This window comes from Bacillus sp. ES1-5 (genome assembly GCF_022487605.1).
In the GTDB taxonomy this organism is placed as follows: domain Bacteria; phylum Bacillota; class Bacilli; order Bacillales; family Bacillaceae_G; genus Bacillus_A; species Bacillus_A wiedmannii.
Genome location: NZ_JAKVPU010000002.1, coordinates 69434 through 86130, shown reverse-complemented (window position 1 = coordinate 86130; position 16697 = coordinate 69434). Strand labels below are relative to the sequence as shown.

19 protein-coding genes and 1 riboswitch are annotated in these 16697 nt (G+C 35.8%); of the genes, 7 read left to right on the top strand and 12 right to left on the bottom strand.

Annotation, left to right across the window (positions count from 1 at the left end; all coding sequences use genetic code 11):
• The first annotated feature begins 30 nt into the window (after positions 1–30).
• On the top strand, positions 31–216 hold the full coding sequence (locus tag MKO96_RS10180; RefSeq protein ID WP_087981818.1) for a YqzH family protein: 186 nt from the start codon (positions 31–33) through the stop codon (positions 214–216).
• Positions 217–245: 29 nt separating this feature from the next.
• Here the strand turns inward: MKO96_RS10180 and MKO96_RS10175 are convergent, their stop codons facing one another.
• Positions 246–1040, bottom strand: coding sequence for an SDR family oxidoreductase (locus MKO96_RS10175; protein WP_087981819.1), 795 nt, complete (start codon positions 1038–1040; stop codon positions 246–248).
• Between the two features lie 9 nt (positions 1041–1049).
• Positions 1050–2003, bottom strand: coding sequence for an MBL fold metallo-hydrolase (locus MKO96_RS10170; RefSeq protein WP_064474854.1), 954 nt, complete (start codon positions 2001–2003; stop codon positions 1050–1052).
• 165 nt (positions 2004–2168) lie between these two features.
• Here MKO96_RS10170 and proI point away from each other — a divergent pair, with 165 nt between their 5' ends.
• Positions 2169–3008: a pyrroline-5-carboxylate reductase ProI gene (gene proI / locus MKO96_RS10165; RefSeq protein ID WP_240587427.1), complete on the top strand. Its 840-nt coding sequence runs from the start codon at positions 2169–2171 to the stop codon at positions 3006–3008.
• Between the two features lie 52 nt (positions 3009–3060).
• On the opposite strand, the gene sdaAA is transcribed toward proI, so the two are convergent.
• The 4 genes from sdaAA to rnz all read right to left on the bottom strand — a co-directional run bounded on the left by sdaAA (position 3061) and on the right by rnz (position 6285).
• Positions 3061–3939: an L-serine ammonia-lyase, iron-sulfur-dependent, subunit alpha gene (gene sdaAA, locus MKO96_RS10160; protein WP_087981824.1), complete on the bottom strand. Its 879-nt coding sequence runs from the start codon at positions 3937–3939 to the stop codon at positions 3061–3063.
• A gap of 18 nt (positions 3940–3957) precedes the next feature.
• Complete coding sequence (gene sdaAB, locus MKO96_RS10155) at positions 3958–4617, bottom strand: L-serine ammonia-lyase, iron-sulfur-dependent subunit beta (protein WP_087981826.1); 660 nt, start codon at positions 4615–4617, stop codon at positions 3958–3960.
• 45 nt (positions 4618–4662) lie between these two features.
• Positions 4663–4800 carry a hypothetical protein gene (locus MKO96_RS29585; RefSeq protein WP_483298322.1) on the bottom strand — a complete coding sequence of 46 codons (138 nt, stop codon included), beginning with the start codon at positions 4798–4800 and terminating at the stop codon, positions 4663–4665.
• Positions 4801–5361: 561 nt separating this feature from the next.
• Complete coding sequence (gene rnz / locus MKO96_RS10145; RefSeq protein WP_098274546.1) at positions 5362–6285, bottom strand: ribonuclease Z; 924 nt, start codon at positions 6283–6285, stop codon at positions 5362–5364.
• A gap of 189 nt (positions 6286–6474) precedes the next feature.
• Between rnz and MKO96_RS10140 the strand changes: the two genes are divergently transcribed.
• From MKO96_RS10140 to MKO96_RS10130, 3 genes are all read left to right on the top strand, one after another.
• Entirely contained in the window at positions 6475–6726 is a 252-nt protein-coding gene (locus tag MKO96_RS10140; RefSeq protein WP_000656495.1) for a DUF3932 family protein, read from the top strand.
• Positions 6727–6912: 186 nt separating this feature from the next.
• Positions 6913–7080, top strand: a riboswitch (M-box (ykoK) riboswitch).
• A gap of 328 nt (positions 7081–7408) precedes the next feature.
• Entirely contained in the window at positions 7409–10114 is a 2706-nt protein-coding gene (gene mgtA, locus MKO96_RS10135; RefSeq protein WP_240587426.1) for a magnesium-translocating P-type ATPase, read from the top strand.
• 111 nt (positions 10115–10225) lie between these two features.
• Positions 10226–10927, top strand: a complete 702-nt coding sequence (locus MKO96_RS10130; RefSeq protein ID WP_141530040.1) for an MgtC/SapB family protein — start codon at positions 10226–10228, stop codon at positions 10925–10927.
• Positions 10928–10968: 41 nt separating this feature from the next.
• On the opposite strand, the gene MKO96_RS10125 is transcribed toward MKO96_RS10130, so the two are convergent.
• On the bottom strand, positions 10969–12207 hold the full coding sequence (locus MKO96_RS10125) for a DNA polymerase IV (RefSeq protein ID WP_240587425.1): 1239 nt from the start codon (positions 12205–12207) through the stop codon (positions 10969–10971).
• A 143-nt stretch (positions 12208–12350) separates the two neighbouring features.
• Between MKO96_RS10125 and MKO96_RS10120 the strand changes: the two genes are divergently transcribed.
• Positions 12351–12551 carry a hypothetical protein gene (locus tag MKO96_RS10120; protein WP_046957503.1) on the top strand — a complete coding sequence of 67 codons (201 nt, stop codon included), beginning with the start codon at positions 12351–12353 and terminating at the stop codon, positions 12549–12551.
• Between the two features lie 44 nt (positions 12552–12595).
• On the opposite strand, the gene MKO96_RS10115 is transcribed toward MKO96_RS10120, so the two are convergent.
• Both MKO96_RS10115 and MKO96_RS10110 read right to left on the bottom strand, forming a co-directional pair.
• On the bottom strand, positions 12596–13714 hold the full coding sequence (locus tag MKO96_RS10115; RefSeq protein WP_000609806.1) for a tripeptidase T: 1119 nt from the start codon (positions 13712–13714) through the stop codon (positions 12596–12598).
• 127 nt (positions 13715–13841) lie between these two features.
• A complete protein-coding gene (locus MKO96_RS10110) occupies positions 13842–14387 on the bottom strand; it encodes a GNAT family N-acetyltransferase (protein ID WP_141525341.1) in 546 nt (181 codons plus the stop codon).
• Between the two features lie 189 nt (positions 14388–14576).
• Here MKO96_RS10110 and prli42 point away from each other — a divergent pair, with 189 nt between their 5' ends.
• Positions 14577–14669 carry a stressosome-associated protein Prli42 gene (prli42, locus tag MKO96_RS10105; protein ID WP_000549040.1) on the top strand — a complete coding sequence of 31 codons (93 nt, stop codon included), beginning with the start codon at positions 14577–14579 and terminating at the stop codon, positions 14667–14669.
• Positions 14670–14746: 77 nt separating this feature from the next.
• Here prli42 and MKO96_RS10100 read toward each other — a convergent pair whose 3' ends face one another.
• The 3 genes from MKO96_RS10100 to MKO96_RS10090 all read right to left on the bottom strand — a co-directional run bounded on the left by MKO96_RS10100 (position 14747) and on the right by MKO96_RS10090 (position 16664).
• Positions 14747–14986: a DUF3894 domain-containing protein gene (locus tag MKO96_RS10100; protein ID WP_000281162.1), complete on the bottom strand. Its 240-nt coding sequence runs from the start codon at positions 14984–14986 to the stop codon at positions 14747–14749.
• 133 nt (positions 14987–15119) lie between these two features.
• A complete protein-coding gene (locus MKO96_RS10095; protein ID WP_120341528.1) occupies positions 15120–15680 on the bottom strand; it encodes a L,D-transpeptidase in 561 nt (186 codons plus the stop codon).
• A gap of 15 nt (positions 15681–15695) precedes the next feature.
• Complete coding sequence (locus MKO96_RS10090) at positions 15696–16664, bottom strand: aromatic acid exporter family protein (protein WP_240587424.1); 969 nt, start codon at positions 16662–16664, stop codon at positions 15696–15698.
• Between the last annotated feature and the right edge of the window lie 33 nt (positions 16665–16697).

Here is a 16697-nt window from a genome sequence, read left to right as displayed (position 1 = left end):
ATACATGTATACATACAGGCGGGGAAAAACATGAATGAGAAATTAATTGAGAAAATGATCATAAAAAGTTTTCAGCAATATCAATGTAATCCTATGTCAAATGAGGATCTGGAAATGCTAATTAAACATATTCAAACGATAATTCATTCAAATACTGAAATTGATGTATACGAGGCAGTTGAGGATATCGTTTACGATTATGTGACTGGAAAATAAAAAATAGGAGATTTCCATATGGAAATCTCCTATTTTTTACTTAATGATTTGCCTGCAACACGCTCAAATATACCTGGGAATAGAGCATAAAGTTTCGGACCAATGCCCATCCATTTCGGTAAGTTTACTTCACGCTTTTTCGTTTGTATCGATTTTACAATTTGCTCTGCTACATACGTCGGCTTTAACATATAACGTCCCATATTTTTCACATATGTACCGGATTGATCAGCTATTTCAAAAAAGTTCGTATCTATCGGACCTGGATTAATTGCTGTTACGAAAACATTTGTACTAGACAACTCCATACGTAAACTATTCGTAAATCCTAGTACTGCATGTTTCGTCGCTGCATACGCACTCGATTTCGGAGTTGCAATTTTCCCAGCAAGTGAAGCAATATTAATAATATGCCCTTCGTTTCTTTTCACCATATAAGGTAGTACCGCTTTCGTACAAGCTACTAATCCAAATACATTTACTTGGAACATATCTTTCACTTCATCCATTGACGCATCTTCAAACGTTTTAAAAATACCAAATCCCGCATTGTTTACTAATATATCAATACGTCCCACTTCTTGTAATACCTTTGAAAAAACAGATTGTACTTCCGTCTCTTCACTTACATCTAATACATAATAATAGCAAGGCGTATTATAAGTTTCTTTAATTTTCTCTGCTAACGCTTTTAATTTCTCTTCTGTTCTAGCCATTAATACTGGAGTCGCCCCCTGCTCTGCAACTTGCATTGCAACTTGCTCTCCAATTCCACTAGAAGCACCTGTAATGACGATTACTTTATTTTGTAAACGTCCCGTCATTGCTGTCACCTACTTTGCATAATAAATCAATTGTTGCGAAGATTCATCAATCATCACTTGTTGATTATATGCTAAAAAGTCTAATTGTCCAACAGTTTCTGAAATAGTAAGCGGCAATTGCTCCTTATATAATACCGGAAATAGTTTTACACATACTTCAAATGCTGTCATTGGTTTTTCCTTTAATAACTCAAGCACTTTAAACGCACGTGTTTCTTGCTTTTGTAATCTCGTTTCAATAAGTTGTTTCACATTTAGAACATCTTCTCCATGTCCTGATAAAATGCGCGAAATATTCATTTCACTTAAACGCTTTAATGTTTGATTATATTGTAATAATGGGCGCGCCCTTTCTGTTTGTCCTTCATATGGTGGTTCTAATATGGGATTCGAAGAAATATGACTAATGAGAGCATCCCCGCCAATTAATATTCCATCAGATTCTCTATATAATGAAATATGAGTGGAAGCATGACCTGGTGTTTCGATTACTGTAAATCCAGGTAAAGAATCAATACGATCTCCCTCTCTCACAGTATGCGTTAACGATCTATTACAAGAATATTTAAGTGTCTTCGTCGTCAATAACGCCTCGTCTTTCAAAAATGCTGCTGGAACACCAAATTGCAAAGCTGTCTCTCTAAAAAACTCATGATACCACTTTAAAAATTCTGGATTTTGCGTGATCCAAGGCTCATTCCAAGGATGTCCAATAATGTTCGTTTTCTCAGAAAATATATTTAAAAGCCCACAATGATCCGCATGATGATGCGTAATGACTACTGTTTTAATATCTTCTATCGCATATCCTAATGTACCTAATTGCCTTTCTAACGCACTTCTTGCCTCTTCTGTATTCGTCCCTGTATCAATTAATGTTAATGTCTCCCCCTCAACTAAAAACACATTCACAGTTTCAACTGCAAATGGCACAGGAATCTCCATTCGGTGAATCGCCGTCATGCTTAGCCCCCCTGTCTCTTTCCGGTTCAAAAATGAATACTTCTTCAGTTTACAACTTCTATATATATTTGTCATTATTTTCAGATAAAAAGAGGTGTTTCCTATAAAAAAACGAATGTATGTACATTTATAAGAATTTCTAACCAAATTTAAAGGAGGAACATCATGTCTATTCAAAACATTTCCTTTCTCGGTGCAGGCTCTATTGCTGAAGCTATTATTGGTGGCTTGTTACATGCAAATGTTGTGAAAGGCGAACAAATTACCGTAAGTAATCGTTCTAACGAGACAAGATTGCAGGAGCTACATAAAAAATATGGCGTCAAAGGTACGCATAATAAAAAAGAGCTACTTACTGATACAACTATTCTTTTTCTAGCAATGAAACCAAAGGATGTTGCAGAAGCACTTACTCCTTTTAAAGAAGATATACATAATAACCTACTTATTATTTCACTATTAGCAGGTGTTTCTACTCACTCGATTAGAAACCTACTTCAAAAAGATGTTCCGATTATTCGTGCGATGCCAAATACATCTGCAGCTATTTTAAAATCAGCTACTGCTATCTCGCCTTCAAAACATGCAACAGCGGAACATATTCAGACTGCCATAGCTTTATTTGAAACAATCGGTCTCGTCTCTGTTGTAGAGGAAGAAGATATGCATGCCGTCACTGCATTATCTGGAAGTGGGCCTGCTTATATTTATTACGTAGTGGAAGCGATGGAAGAAGCCGCAAAAACAATTGGTTTAAAAGAAGATGTTGCAAAGTCACTTATTCTTCAGACGATGATTGGTGCTGCTGAAATGCTAAAAGTAAGTGAAAAACACCCTTCTGTTTTGCGAAAGGAAATTACTTCTCCTGGCGGAACGACCGAAGCAGGCATTGAAGTATTACAAGAACATAAATTTCAACAAGCACTTATTTCTTGTATTACACAGGCTACACAACGATCACATAATCTTGGGGAAACATTAGAACAACTAACAAAAGAAAAATAAAAAATGGAGCTCAATCTTACTTGAGCTCCATTTTTTTATTAACATATATTGTTTAGTTATTAGTCTTCCCAAAAATCTCTTCTTGCAGACGGCGACCAGTTGGTGTTGCTGCAAGTCCACCTTCAGCTGTTTCACGAAGTGCTACTGGCATCGTTTGTCCGATTCTAAACATCGCCTCAATCACTTCATCACATGGAATTGTACTCGTTACGCCAGCTAATGCTAAATCAGCTGAAATCATCGCATTCGCAGCTCCTGCTGCATTACGTTTTACACAAGGTACTTCTACAAGCCCTGCAACAGGATCACATACTAAACCAAGCATATTCTTTAATGAAATCGCCATCGCTGTAGCTGCTTGATCTTGTGTTCCACCAGCCATCTCAACTGCTGCCGCCGCTGCCATTCCACTTGCTGAACCTACTTCAGCTTGACAACCTCCTGCCGCACCGGAAATACAAGCATTATTCGCAACAACCATACCGAAAGCTCCTGCTGTAAATAAAAATTCGATCATCTCTTCGCGTGTCGGCTGTAATTTTTCTTGCAGTGCAAACAGTACACCTGGCACTGTTCCAGCAGACCCTGCTGTTGGTGTTGCACAAATAATTCCCATCGCTGCGTTTACTTCATTTGTTGCAACAGCTTTACTCACCGCGTCCAAGATCGTATCTCCAGATAAGCCTTTTCCGCTATTCATATACGCCTGAACTTTTACAGCATCTCCGCCAGTTAAACCAGTTGGTGATTTCACTCCGCGAATACCACGTTCTACTGCTTGCTCCATCACGACTAAGTTCTTTTCCATACCAGCAATTACTTCTTCACGTGAAATATTTCTTGTTTCCATTTCACATTGAATCATAATTTCTGCGATTTTTACATTTTGTTCTTTAGCTTGCGCCACTAGTTCCGCTGCGTTCCGAAACATGGTGTGTCCCCCCTGCAATTATTCCATAATAGTTACTTGACAAATATTTTGTTGCGCGTTTATTTCTTCAATCACTTCATCTGCTAATAAGTCATCTGTTTCGATAACCATAAGCGCTCTTCTTCCTTTTTCTTTACGAGAAACACTCATTGTACTAATGTTAATTTCATGTTTCGCAAGGATTGAAGCTACTGCTGCAATAGCACCGAAGCGATCGTTATTTACAATAAGTAGTGCTGGACTCGTGCCTGTTAATTGAAGATCGAATCCGTTCAATTCTACAACTTCAATTTTACCGCCACCAATTGAGCAAGCAACAACTTCAATTTCTTCTTCACCTTTATACAAACGAATTCTCGCTGTATTTGGGTGAGGTGCATTTGCATCTTCTTCAATGAATTCTACTTCGATTTTGCGCTCTTTTGCTATGTCTAGCGCCTCTGGAATACGTAAGTCATCTGTTTCAAACCCTAATATTCCACCGATCAGTGCTACATCCGTACCATGCCCTCGATACGTCTTTGCAAATGATCCATATAATGAAATGCTTACTCTTTCTGGTTCATGACGAAACAGCTGGCGAGCAACTTGCCCCATTCTTGCTGCGCCTGCTGTATGTGAACTTGATGGCCCAATCATAACTGGACCAATAATATCAAATACTGAGCGATACTTCATCATAACTCCCCCTAAACCTCTATGAAAAAAATTTTTACTATTCTATTAAGCTACCGAATCGGTTGCTTTTCCAGTTGTACGACGAATTTTTTCCGCTGTACGAATTGGATAGTTTTTGAATAACAGTGAAACAATATATCCTGAAATAATACCAGCTATCATAATATATAAGAAACTTAGCATTACCTTCATTTAAAAATAATATAAGATAATCCACAATAAAGTCTTGTAGCAATCCAAAGTTTAACACAGAACCCCTTACAAGCATAGCATAAACAAGTGAAACGCCCATTGCTTTCATACCTTTTCGTGCTTTAAAGCTAAAAAGTAAAAAAAGACTTCATACAAATAATAGTAATAACTTTCCTATTATAAATTCCATGTTGCTCTCTCACGATTTAGTCAACTTCACTTATTACGACAAACGGCTAAAACACATGTAGCCTACAATAAATTTTGATCTGCCCTCATTATAGCTCGTTTTTAATAAAACGCTTACTTTTAATGAATTTTAAAAGTTCTGAATAACGATCCGTTTTTGCTATTTGTACCACTCGTATGTCGTCTGACTTATATAACAGTTTTTCTAAACAATTGGTACTATGTGTTTTTATCCTATCTCTTCACATCATTAAAACTTTCTGTTTCATCCAATATAAACATAAAATGATAACAGTTTTATTTTAAATTTTTTTTAGAAATAAAAAAATGGCAACCTGTCGTCACCATTTTTTCACACCATTATTATCTTTCTACCGGAAATATTTTCAAGTCTGTAGCTATTTCTGTATTAGAAAATAGCTCTCTTGCCTCTTTCCATAATTCCTTATATGTATCCCCTTGATAACGAGAACTAATATGAGTCAATATTAATCGTTTTGCATTTGCCTGAAGTGCAATACTCGCAGCTTGCTTAGATGTGGAATGAAAATAATCATACGCTTGTTGTTCATCTTCTGCTGCAAAAGTTGCCTCATGAACAAGTACGTCAGCGTCTTGTGCCAGCTCTCTACTCGCTTCACAATATCTTGTATCACCTAAAATGGTAATAATTCTCCCCTTTTGAGGCGGACCAATAAAATCTTTTCCATTTAGTATCGTACCATTTTCTAATTCAACTATTTCTCCATCTTTTAAACGTTTAAAAAGTGGACCGGGTTTCACACCCATCTCCAGCAATTTATCGACTAAAAGAGCACCTTGTATATCTTTCTCTACAATACGATACCCAAAACATTCAATACCATGTGACAATCTTTTCGTTTCCACGTGAAATTCATTATCTTCAAATACAGTACCTTCTTCTGTTATCTCCACAATTTCAAGTGGGTATTTCACATGTGTCGTACTTACTGATAATGCCACTTCAATAAATTGTTTAATTCCTTTTGGTCCATACACAGTTAAAGGTGTAGTCCCTCCTTGAAACGAACGGCTTCCTAATAAACCTGGCAATCCAAAAATATGATCACCATGTAAATGCGTAATAAATATTTTTTCAATGCGGCGTGGGCGTACTGATGTATGTAATATTTGATGTTGCGTCGCCTCGCCACAATCAAATAACCAAGTCTGTCCTCGTTCTTCTAACAATTGCAAAGCAATTGCCGAAACGTTCCTTCCTTTCGAAGGAACACCTGCACCAGTTCCTAAAAATACAAATTCCACTTTCTTTCCTCCAGCTCTTTATATAATCTACCTTTCATCTTACGGAATGTTATTTCAAATGGCAAATCGAATTTACATAACCAATCATCTAGACAACTATATATCACGAACATTATACTCAAAAAACTTAGTAATCGTTCGTGTTTTATGTTAAAATGATTATACTACATTTTAAGGGAGCGTTTTATTATGAAAGAAGCATTTCGTTTACAAACTGATTTTTCATCTTCATTTGATCGCTGGGTAAGTTCTTTCGTGTCTGATCACCCAGCACAATTAGAATGGACGACTTTGAAAGAATTAATCCATGAATATACAACAACACATACAAATGATTCATTACCAACATATATTTCTTCAGCTTTAACATATTACGCACAACGCGTTTCAACAACAAACAGCTCAGAAATTGTTATTTTTGAAAATGCTACAATCTCATAATCTATAATAAAAAGCACTGTAATCAGTGCTTTTTATTTATGTTCATTACAATATTTATTTTCCAGCCTTATTTCAACAAAACTCCTCTTTTTTCCTACTATATAGCCATCATAAACCTATTTGATTTTTCAAAAAAAGATATTGACACTATAAATTTACAGTGCTAACATTCAAATTGTAATTGAATATGGTCTCTGTTAGGTGAGGCTCCTGTATAGAGAAACGCTGCTGCCCAAAAATGTCGAGAGACGCCAATGGGTCAACAGGAAAGGTCGGAATGAAGGCCTTTCTTAACGTAGCTGGTTTCAGTACCTATGCTATACAGTGCTAAAACTCAACGAGGGAGAGGTGCATGTATTTTTGTCATACACAAAAACTGTTTTTATCTATGTTTACTAACAGTCTTTGTTGTGGACTCTTTTAACTGCGAATTCAGACCTTTACTCGTTTTGAGTAAAGGTCTTTTTATATATGCACCTTACAATGAAACAAACATAGCATATTCAGAAACTACTAAATTGTACGGAGGTGAGGAACAGTTGGCAATTGATGATTCGGCCCAGATACCCATATGTTTTACGTTAATATTTCATCATGTAGGTAGGAAAGAAGCTGTTCCTCCTAATTTTAAATAGTCGAGTAACAGATTGTTTCCTCCTTCATGAAAAAGGAGGAACTACCGATGTTAAATTTACAAAGACAAGAAACAAAACATTCTTACGATCAAGATCGTATGAAAACAAATAATGAATTATTGGTGGAAATCGCAACACAAGATGCAAACAAGGCGTTACAACTTCTAGAAACAACACAAAATGGAATCTCTAAACAAGAAGCGGCTCGTAGACTTACTTTATATGGCCCGAATGAAATAGCTCATAATAAAACAGCACCGTGGTACATTCAATTTCTACTGGCATTTAAAAATCCATTTATTTTTGTTTTATTAGCTCTTGGCGCACTCTCTTTTTTCACAGATGACATACAAGGAACCCTTGTTGTATCTGTAATGGTAATGCTAAGTGCAACGATTCGCTTTCTACAAGAATTTCGTTCTCAGAAAGCTGCGGATCAGTTAAAAGCTATGGTTCGAACAACAGCAAGTGTCTTTAGAATAAATGGATTTGTACACGAAATAAAAAACGTAATGAGTTTGAAGCAAAATGATTCAATGGAAATTCCAATTGAAGAACTTGTTCCTGGTGATATTATTTCACTTTCTGCGGGTGATATCGTTCCGGCTGATGTGCGTATTTTATCAGCTAAAGATTTATTTGTGAATCAGTCTTCTTTAACTGGGGAAGCACTGCCTGTGGAAAAGTACGAAAACTGCTATCATACAGAGCATAAACATATCTTACCGAAAAACATGAAAAAAAATTACAATCCACTCGATATGGAAAACCTTTGTTTTATGGGTACAAATATTGTAAGTGGTAGTGCAAAAGCTGTTGTCATCTCCACAAGTACTGATACGTATTTCGGCTCTTTAGCAAAAAAGGTAATCGGCAAACGAGTAGAAACAAGCTTTGATAAAGGTGTAAACAAAGTAAGCTGGCTCTTAATTACATTCATGCTTATTATGGCGCCTATCGTTCTTCTCATTAACGGATTCACAAAAGGGGATTGGCAAGAGGCTTTCTTCTTCGCTATCGCAATTGCTGTTGGTCTCACACCTGAAATGTTACCAATGATTGTAACTGCTAATTTAGCAAAAGGTGCCGTTAACATGTCTAAACAAAAAGTAATTGTAAAACAACTGAATTCTATTCAAAACTTAGGTGCTATGAACATTCTTTGTACCGATAAAACAGGTACTTTAACAGAAGATAAAGTTGTACTTGTCCGCCATTTAGATCCTAACGGTAATACATGTAATCGTGTATTACACTTTGCCTATTTAAATAGCTTCTATCAAACAGGATTGAAAAATTTAATAGATAAAGCCGTTATGAAACATACAGAAGAAAACCAGAAGTTTAATCCATCCATTTTTCAAAAACTAGATGAAATTCCATTTGATTTTGCTCGCCGGCGTATGTCCGTCATCGTGAAAGATATTTCAGGTGAACATACAATGGTTTGTAAAGGGGCAGTAGAAGAAATTTTATCTATTTGTAACTACACTGAAGTAGATGGAAAAGTTGTTTCTCTTACCGATGACATGCGCTCAAATGTAAAACAACTAAGTGAGACATTAAATAGTGAAGGTATGCGTGTTATTGCTGTAGCTTATAAAAAAGATAGACCAATAAATGATACAGAGTACGCGGTACAAGATGAAAATGATATGATTCTCGCTGGATATATTGGCTTTTTAGATCCACCGAAACCATCTGCAGCTACTGCCATTCAAGCATTACAGAAACATGGCGTACAAGTGAAAATTTTAACTGGCGATAACGAAATTGTGACAAGAAAAGTTTGCAAAGAAGTCGGATTAAATATCGGTGAGCCTGTCCTTGGTTACGAAATCGACTCTTTACCTGATAAAGCATTAGCAAAATTAGCCGAAGAAACAACTGTATTTGCTAAACTAAATCCAATGCAAAAATCTCGCATTATACGAGTATTACAAGGAAACGGACACACTGTAGGTTATATGGGAGATGGCATTAACGATGCCGTAGCGTTACATGAAGCTGATGTTGGCATATGTGTTGATACTGCTACCGATATTGCAAAAGAGTCTTCCGACATTATTTTACTTGAAAAAAGCTTAATAATATTAGAAGCAGGTATTTTAGAAGGACGCACTACATTCGGAAACATTTTAAAATATATTAAAATGACAGCTAGCTCTAACTTTGGAAATGTATTTAGTGTGTTAGTAGCAAGTGCTTTCATCCCCTTCTTGCCGATGCTTGCCATTCACCTTTTAATTCAAAACTTACTTTATGATATTTCACAACTGTCTATTCCATGGGACAAAATGGATAAAGAGTTTTTAGAAAAACCAAGAAAATGGGATACTGCCAACTTACGAAATTTCATTATTTGCATCGGTCCAATTAGTTCCATATTTGATATTATCACATACGTAGTCATGTGGAACGTCTTCGGTGCAAATACAGCTAGCGAACAATCATTATTCCAATCTGGTTGGTTTGTCGTTGGATTACTAACACAAACTTTAATTGTTCACATGATAAGAACACAGAAGATTCCGTTCATTCAAAGTACTGCATCAATACCGGTTCTTTTATTAACTGCTTGTATTATGGCAATCGGAATTTATATTCCATTCTCACCACTCGGAGCAGCCGTTGGATTACAAGCATTACCACTTAGCTACTTCCCTTGGTTAATAGGAATACTATTAGGCTATGCTTTCTTAACACAGTTCCTAAAAAAAGTTTATATTAAAAAGTTTCATAGCTGGTTATAAAGTGAAGCTTTCATCAGCCCACAAATAGCGAGATAAAAATGAGAATGAGCAGGTACTCCCCACTCATTCTCAAAAACATAACATGGACTTATATGTATGGAGGTGACCATGATGGTATGGTACGACATTGTATTAAGATTATTTATCGCAATTATTGTAGGTGCTTGCATCGGAATGGAACGGCAATGGAGACACAGGATGGCTGGATTACGGACAAATGCTCTCGTATCACTTGGTGCCTGTATATTTGTTTTATTATCCGTCATGCTTGATCACGATGCTAGCCCCTCACGTATTGCTGCTCAAGTCGTTAGTGGGATTGGTTTTTTAGGAGGCGGCGTTATTATCCGCGATGGTTTTAGTATTAGAGGGCTTAATACAGCAGCTACTCTATGGTGCGCAGCTGCTGTTGGTACTCTTACAGGTGCTGGTTTCCTCGTTGCAGCTATATTAGGTGCAGCCGGCGTTTTACTAGCAAATATACTACTTCGCCCAATCGCTCTCTTTATGAATCAGAAATCAAAAGAAGAATCACCTGAACAAACGAATTACTTACTTTCTCTTACTTGTTCAGAGGAACATGAATCCCATATTCGTTTTTTACTTATGCACATGGTAAGTTCTGAAGGCATCGGTTTAAAAGAATTGTATAGCGAAGACGTAGATTCTAATCAAAAAGTGTGTATACAAGCTACATTACATTGCAGTACAAATGCAGCAGTCTTAATTGAAAAAGTAGTAGGTAGAATGCTATTAGAATCTGACGTTACTGCAGCTGGATGGAAAACTTCATTGGATTTAGAAGCAAGTTAACAATGAAAGGTGTCATGATATTTACAGCTTCATGACACCTTCTACATAAACTTATTTTCTAATTTTTGCTGAAAAGACTTTTCTTGCTTACGTAATAATTGACTACCTCGTTGTAAAATCGGCATTCCATACTTATCATTAATTTGATCGATGACAGCAAGTAGCGGCTCTTCTTTCGCATCTTCTTCAAATGAAAACAAATCTAATTGTTTCACCGCTTCTGTCTTCCACTCTATTTCAGTAGCTGTAACACCTAATAAACGAACGGAATCACCGTCCCAATGTTGCTTCCATAAACGAGAGGCTGCCTGAAAAATATCTCGTTCTTCCCAAATGGCATTTTTCAATTGCTTACTCCGCGTTACTGTCCGCCTATCATGATATTTAATCATAATTTGAATATTATAGGTGACAAGAGTTCGCTTTTGTAATCTTTTACTTACTGATTTTGATAGCCGTTCTAACATATCAAGTAATTCTTTCTCTTCATCCATATCCTTTGAAAAAGTCATCGAATTACCGACACTTTTATGTTGTCCCATTTGACTCGGGTCAACTTCCCTATCATCCATACCTTTTGCCCGCCACTTTAAATCAACACCATGCTTTCCAATTTTAGCGCGAATGATATGTTCGTTTCCTTTTGCTAACTGCTCAATTGTTTTTATATGAATATCATTTAATTTTTCAGCTGTTTTTTCTCCAATTCCATGCATCGCTTCAACTGGAAGTGGCCAAATCATTTCTGGAATATCTCGTTTTCGAAGCACAGTAATACCGAGAGGCTTTTTCATATCAGAAGCTGTTTTTGCTAGGAAAAGGTTAGGAGCAATTCCGATGCTACACGGAAGCTGTAACTCTGTTAATAACGCCTGCTGGATCATCTTTGCTATTTCAAGAGGCGAACCGAGTGCGTAGCAATCTGTAATATCTAAATATCCTTCATCTATTGAGACTGGTTGTATTTTTTCTGTAAAACGGGAAAGGATTTGAAACATTTGAAATGAAGCTTCACGATATAATGTAAAATTAGGACGCATTACAACTAATTGTGGACATAACCTTTTTGCTTCCCAAAGAGGCATCGTTGTACGTATTCCATAGTCTCTCGCCTCATAACTACATGTTATGATAATTCCTTTTCTTTCTTTTTCATTTCCAGCAACTGCTAACGGCTTCCCTTGTAATGATGGGTCATGAGCAATTTCAACAGATGCGAAAAAACAATTCATATCTACATGCAAAATAACACGACCATTTTTCGGATACATTTCTCGCATAGTACTCACCCCTCCAAAGAACATTTGTTCCTTCATTATATCAAATTTTGCATAATAGTTATAATAATTACTTGTTCTTTTCCTTTTATACATTTGATACAATTTACATAAAATGTATCAAATTACGAAAAGGGGTGATTATGATGAAATCAACTAATAAACTCAACTATACGTTCCTTGTGATTATATTAATCATAGCCATTAATTATTTACTGCTTCCTATTTTCAATATTAATACGTTTGGATTCTTCCCTCGCCTAGTACATATAGCAACAACTTATATATTGCCATGGATTTTCTTATATTGGCTGATCCGCCTTGTAAAAGCAATTGAATCAAAATAAAAAGCGTGTAAATCAATTATGATTTACACGCTTTTTCTATTACATTACTTCGCTACTTCTTCAATAATTGCTATAACTAATTCTGCTGTTTTCGCTAATTCTTCAACAGGAATCTTTTCGTTTGTTGTATGAATTTCTTCATAACCAACCGCTAAGTTAACTGTCGGGATACCGTGTCCTGCAATTACGTTTGCATCACTTCCGCCACCACTTTGGTGAAGAGAAGGTGTACGACCAATGTTTTCAGCTGCACGTTTTGCAACTTCTACAACGTGATCGCCATCAGCAAATTTAAATCCTGGATACATAACGTTTACTTCAACGTCTGCTTGACCGCCCATTTCTTTTGCAGTTGTTTCAAATGCTTCTTTCATTTTCGCAACTTGTACTTCCATTTTCTCATTGATTAAAGAACGCGCTTCTGCAAAGATTTGTACATGATCGCAAACGATATTTGTTTGTGTACCTCCTTCAAAACGTCCAATATTTGCAGTTGTTTCAGAATCAATACGACCAAGTGGCATCTTCGCAATTGCCTTCGCTGCGATAGTAATTGCAGATACACCTTTTTCTGGTGCTACACCAGCGTGAGCTGTTTTCCCACGAATAATTGCATTCACTTTCGCTTGCGTTGGAGCTGCAACAACGATTTCACCAACTTTTCCATCGCTATCTAATGCGTAACCGTATTTCGCTGTAATGCGCTCACGATCTAATGCTTTTGCACCAACAAGACCAGATTCTTCTCCAACTGTAATAATAAATTCAATTTTACCATGAGGGATGTTTTTCTCTTTTAGAACACGAATTGCTTCGAACATTGATGCTAATCCAGCTTTATCATCCGCACCTAAAATCGTAGTACCATCTGATACGATATATCCATCTTTAATAGAAGGCTTAATTCCATTACCAGGAACTACTGTATCCATATGAGAAGTAAAGTAAATTGTATCAACACCATCTTTTGTTGCTGGTAAAGTACAAATTAAATTACCTGCACCATGCCCAGTAACAGCCATTGTGTCATCTTCAAATACTTCTACACCTAAATCTGTAAATTTCTTTGTTAATACTTTGCAAATTTCTGCTTCAAATTTCGTTTCAGAATCTACTTGTACTAATTCCATAAATTCATTTACTAAACGTTCTTGATTAATCATAAGACTGCGCCTCCTGCACTACCATTATGTATGTAACACTATTAATTATAACAGAATTTCGCAAAAGTTTCGAAATTCAAGACAAAAAACAGACGGTTTATATGTCTAGATAACCATCTGCTTTCTATTACTCATTTAACAATACCCAGCGCATATGATCTTCCCATACTCCATTTACCATTAACATCTTCCTAGACACGCCCTCATATTGAAAGCCTATCTTCGTCACTACTTGTATAGATGCTAAATTTCGTGGCATAATCGGTGCTTCTATACGATGTAACTGAAATTCTTCGAAAGTAACTTGAATAGCTTTCCTAAGCGCTTCTGTCGTGTAACCTTTATTCAACTCTGCCTTATCTAATTTATAGCCGAGCACACAAGATTGATAAATACCGCGAACGATTAGATTAAATGAGATACACCCAATAATTTTTGTATTATCACCCTTTTTAAAAATCCAAAGCCTGATGATTTTACCTTCCGCAAACTCTTTTCTATCCTTTTGTAACTTTTTCTTCTGATAATCTAACGTAAAAAAATCATCCGGTCTATACTCTTCCCAAGCTTTTAAAAATTCACGATTTCTGTCGTAATATTGAAGAACTTTTTCAGCATACGACTCATCAATTTCCCTTAAATGCAAACGATTTGTTTCATATATTTTCATCATCGTATCTCCATTCTTCAGCTTGCATAACAAAAAACTTATACTCTATCATTACTATATATTCTCTACATACATACAAATTTCCTGTTATACTTTACACGCACTTCTCGAATTTTGTCACTTCTCTCCCCTTGTCCACAATATCATTTCTCGTTACAATGATATTGTACTGATTTGCAAGGAGGTTTAACGATGCATAAAAAAGCTCAAAAAGTTATGGTTTATGTAATGCTAATTTCTATGCTTGTAACAACATTACTTGCTGGCGCAAGTATGTTTTGGTAAAAAGGACGATGTATTCGTCCTTTTTTTACTTTTTACACATAACATAATAAAATAAACCATCTCGATATCGAGATGGTTTATTTTATATAAAGCACAATCGCTACAATACTAAAGGAAAATGACATTACAAGTGCTGTTATAAAACTTGTATATTGTTTCTGCTGAAATGCTCCAATAACAAAAGTAAGATTGAGTAATGCCATACATACAATTGCTACAAGATAAGAACATATATTAAAAGTTGCCAATATGAATGTAATAACAAATAGAAATCCCATAAAAAATTGCATATACGAAATTTTTGGATTCAAGTACATATGAGCAACCCCTTTATCTAATTTTTTATCCCGATTGGTGAGGGCTGATAATCCGCGGGTAAAAAACCTCCCACTGATTAAAGTTTCACTTTATCTTTCTATACTCTCATTAACTCATGGTTATGTACACATGTCAAGACAACTTATTACATATGAAAAAGCCAACCTTTTCGTTGGCTTTTTCATATGCAATGGCTCCTTTTTGTTTTGCCAATTGCTGAAATGATTTTTTCGACTTCACAATCCATACTTTCGTTCCAATTGGAATGCGATCAAATAAATACTCCACATCGTTTTTCTTCATTCTTATACATCCTTGTGAAATATACTTTCCAATTGAACTAGGTTGGTTTGTTCCATGTATTCCATATTTACTTCCATCAGTTCCTCTTGCATTAAATCCAATCCACCTTGACCCAAGTGGATTTTTCGGTGACCCACCTGGAATATCCTTCGCGATATAATACGGATCCTTCGCTTTCATTACAACATCAAAAGTTCCCTCTGGAGTTAATTCATTTGTTTTCCCTGTCGCTACTGGAAAAACCTTTTGAATCTTTCCATCATCAATATAAGCTAGTTTATTCGTCGCTTTATTTACAATAATAAAAGGATCTCCGGCACGTGGGTTATCACCAAGAGGCCAAATAGGCGATAAAGAAAGACATAATATGAAAGAGAGAAGATACGGCATAATAATTCCTACCTTCTATATAAGTTCTTTTATATTATCCTTTCCCTTAAAACGGCTTTTAATGAGTAAATATTGTTCCATTTCATATACAAGTTGAACAAGCTTCGCACGTATCTCAAATTCTTCACGTGTAACGGGCAATGGCATGTCTCTAAATAATTCTCTCATTTCTTGAAGCTGTCTTAAGGAAATAACCCCAGTACTCTCAGGGCTAATAGCATTTCCAATGTTTTCAACGACATCCGCAATCATATCAGCTTGTTCATATGTCCATGATAAAGAAGCTGCTAATGGTATCATCCGTTCTAAAATTTCGAATTGTTGCATGCGCATATTAAAATAACGATAGTAATAGCTATCTTCTCGCATAAATGCATTCTCAAGTTTCTTAAACGATAAATCTCTTGCTTCGTTTAGCATATTTTCAGTTTCAATAAGTTCTGCCCCACTCCAGCTACTTTCTCTGTTTCGTAAATACACGACCATTTCAAACAAAATTGTTTTAAAATTACTTTCTATTGTATCCTGATACTCTTTTAGCTTATTTTCACTACTTGGCATATACATATTCACTAATAAAGCCACGCTAATTCCTATGGTTAATATCGCAATTTCATTCCCAACAATAAGCCATGTAATTTGTTTCAATGAATATAGATGCATCACAATAACTGAACTCGTGACAATACCTTCTTGAATTTTAAGCATAACTGCAGTCGGAATAAATGTAAGTAATAATATACTAATTGCAAGTGGTGTATATCCAATTGTTTCAAAAATACAAAACGCGAATACCATTGATAATACACAAGCTAAAAAACGATGTAACGACACTTGAAGTGATTTACGTTTCGTATTTTGTACACATAATATAACTAAAATGCCCGCTGAACTATAAAATTCTAATCCTAATAACTGCGCAATAAAAACTGCTGCGCCTGTCCCTATTGCTGTTTTTACTGTACGGTATCCAATTTTGAACATAGCACTGCTCCTATATGTATAAACGTATTTAAA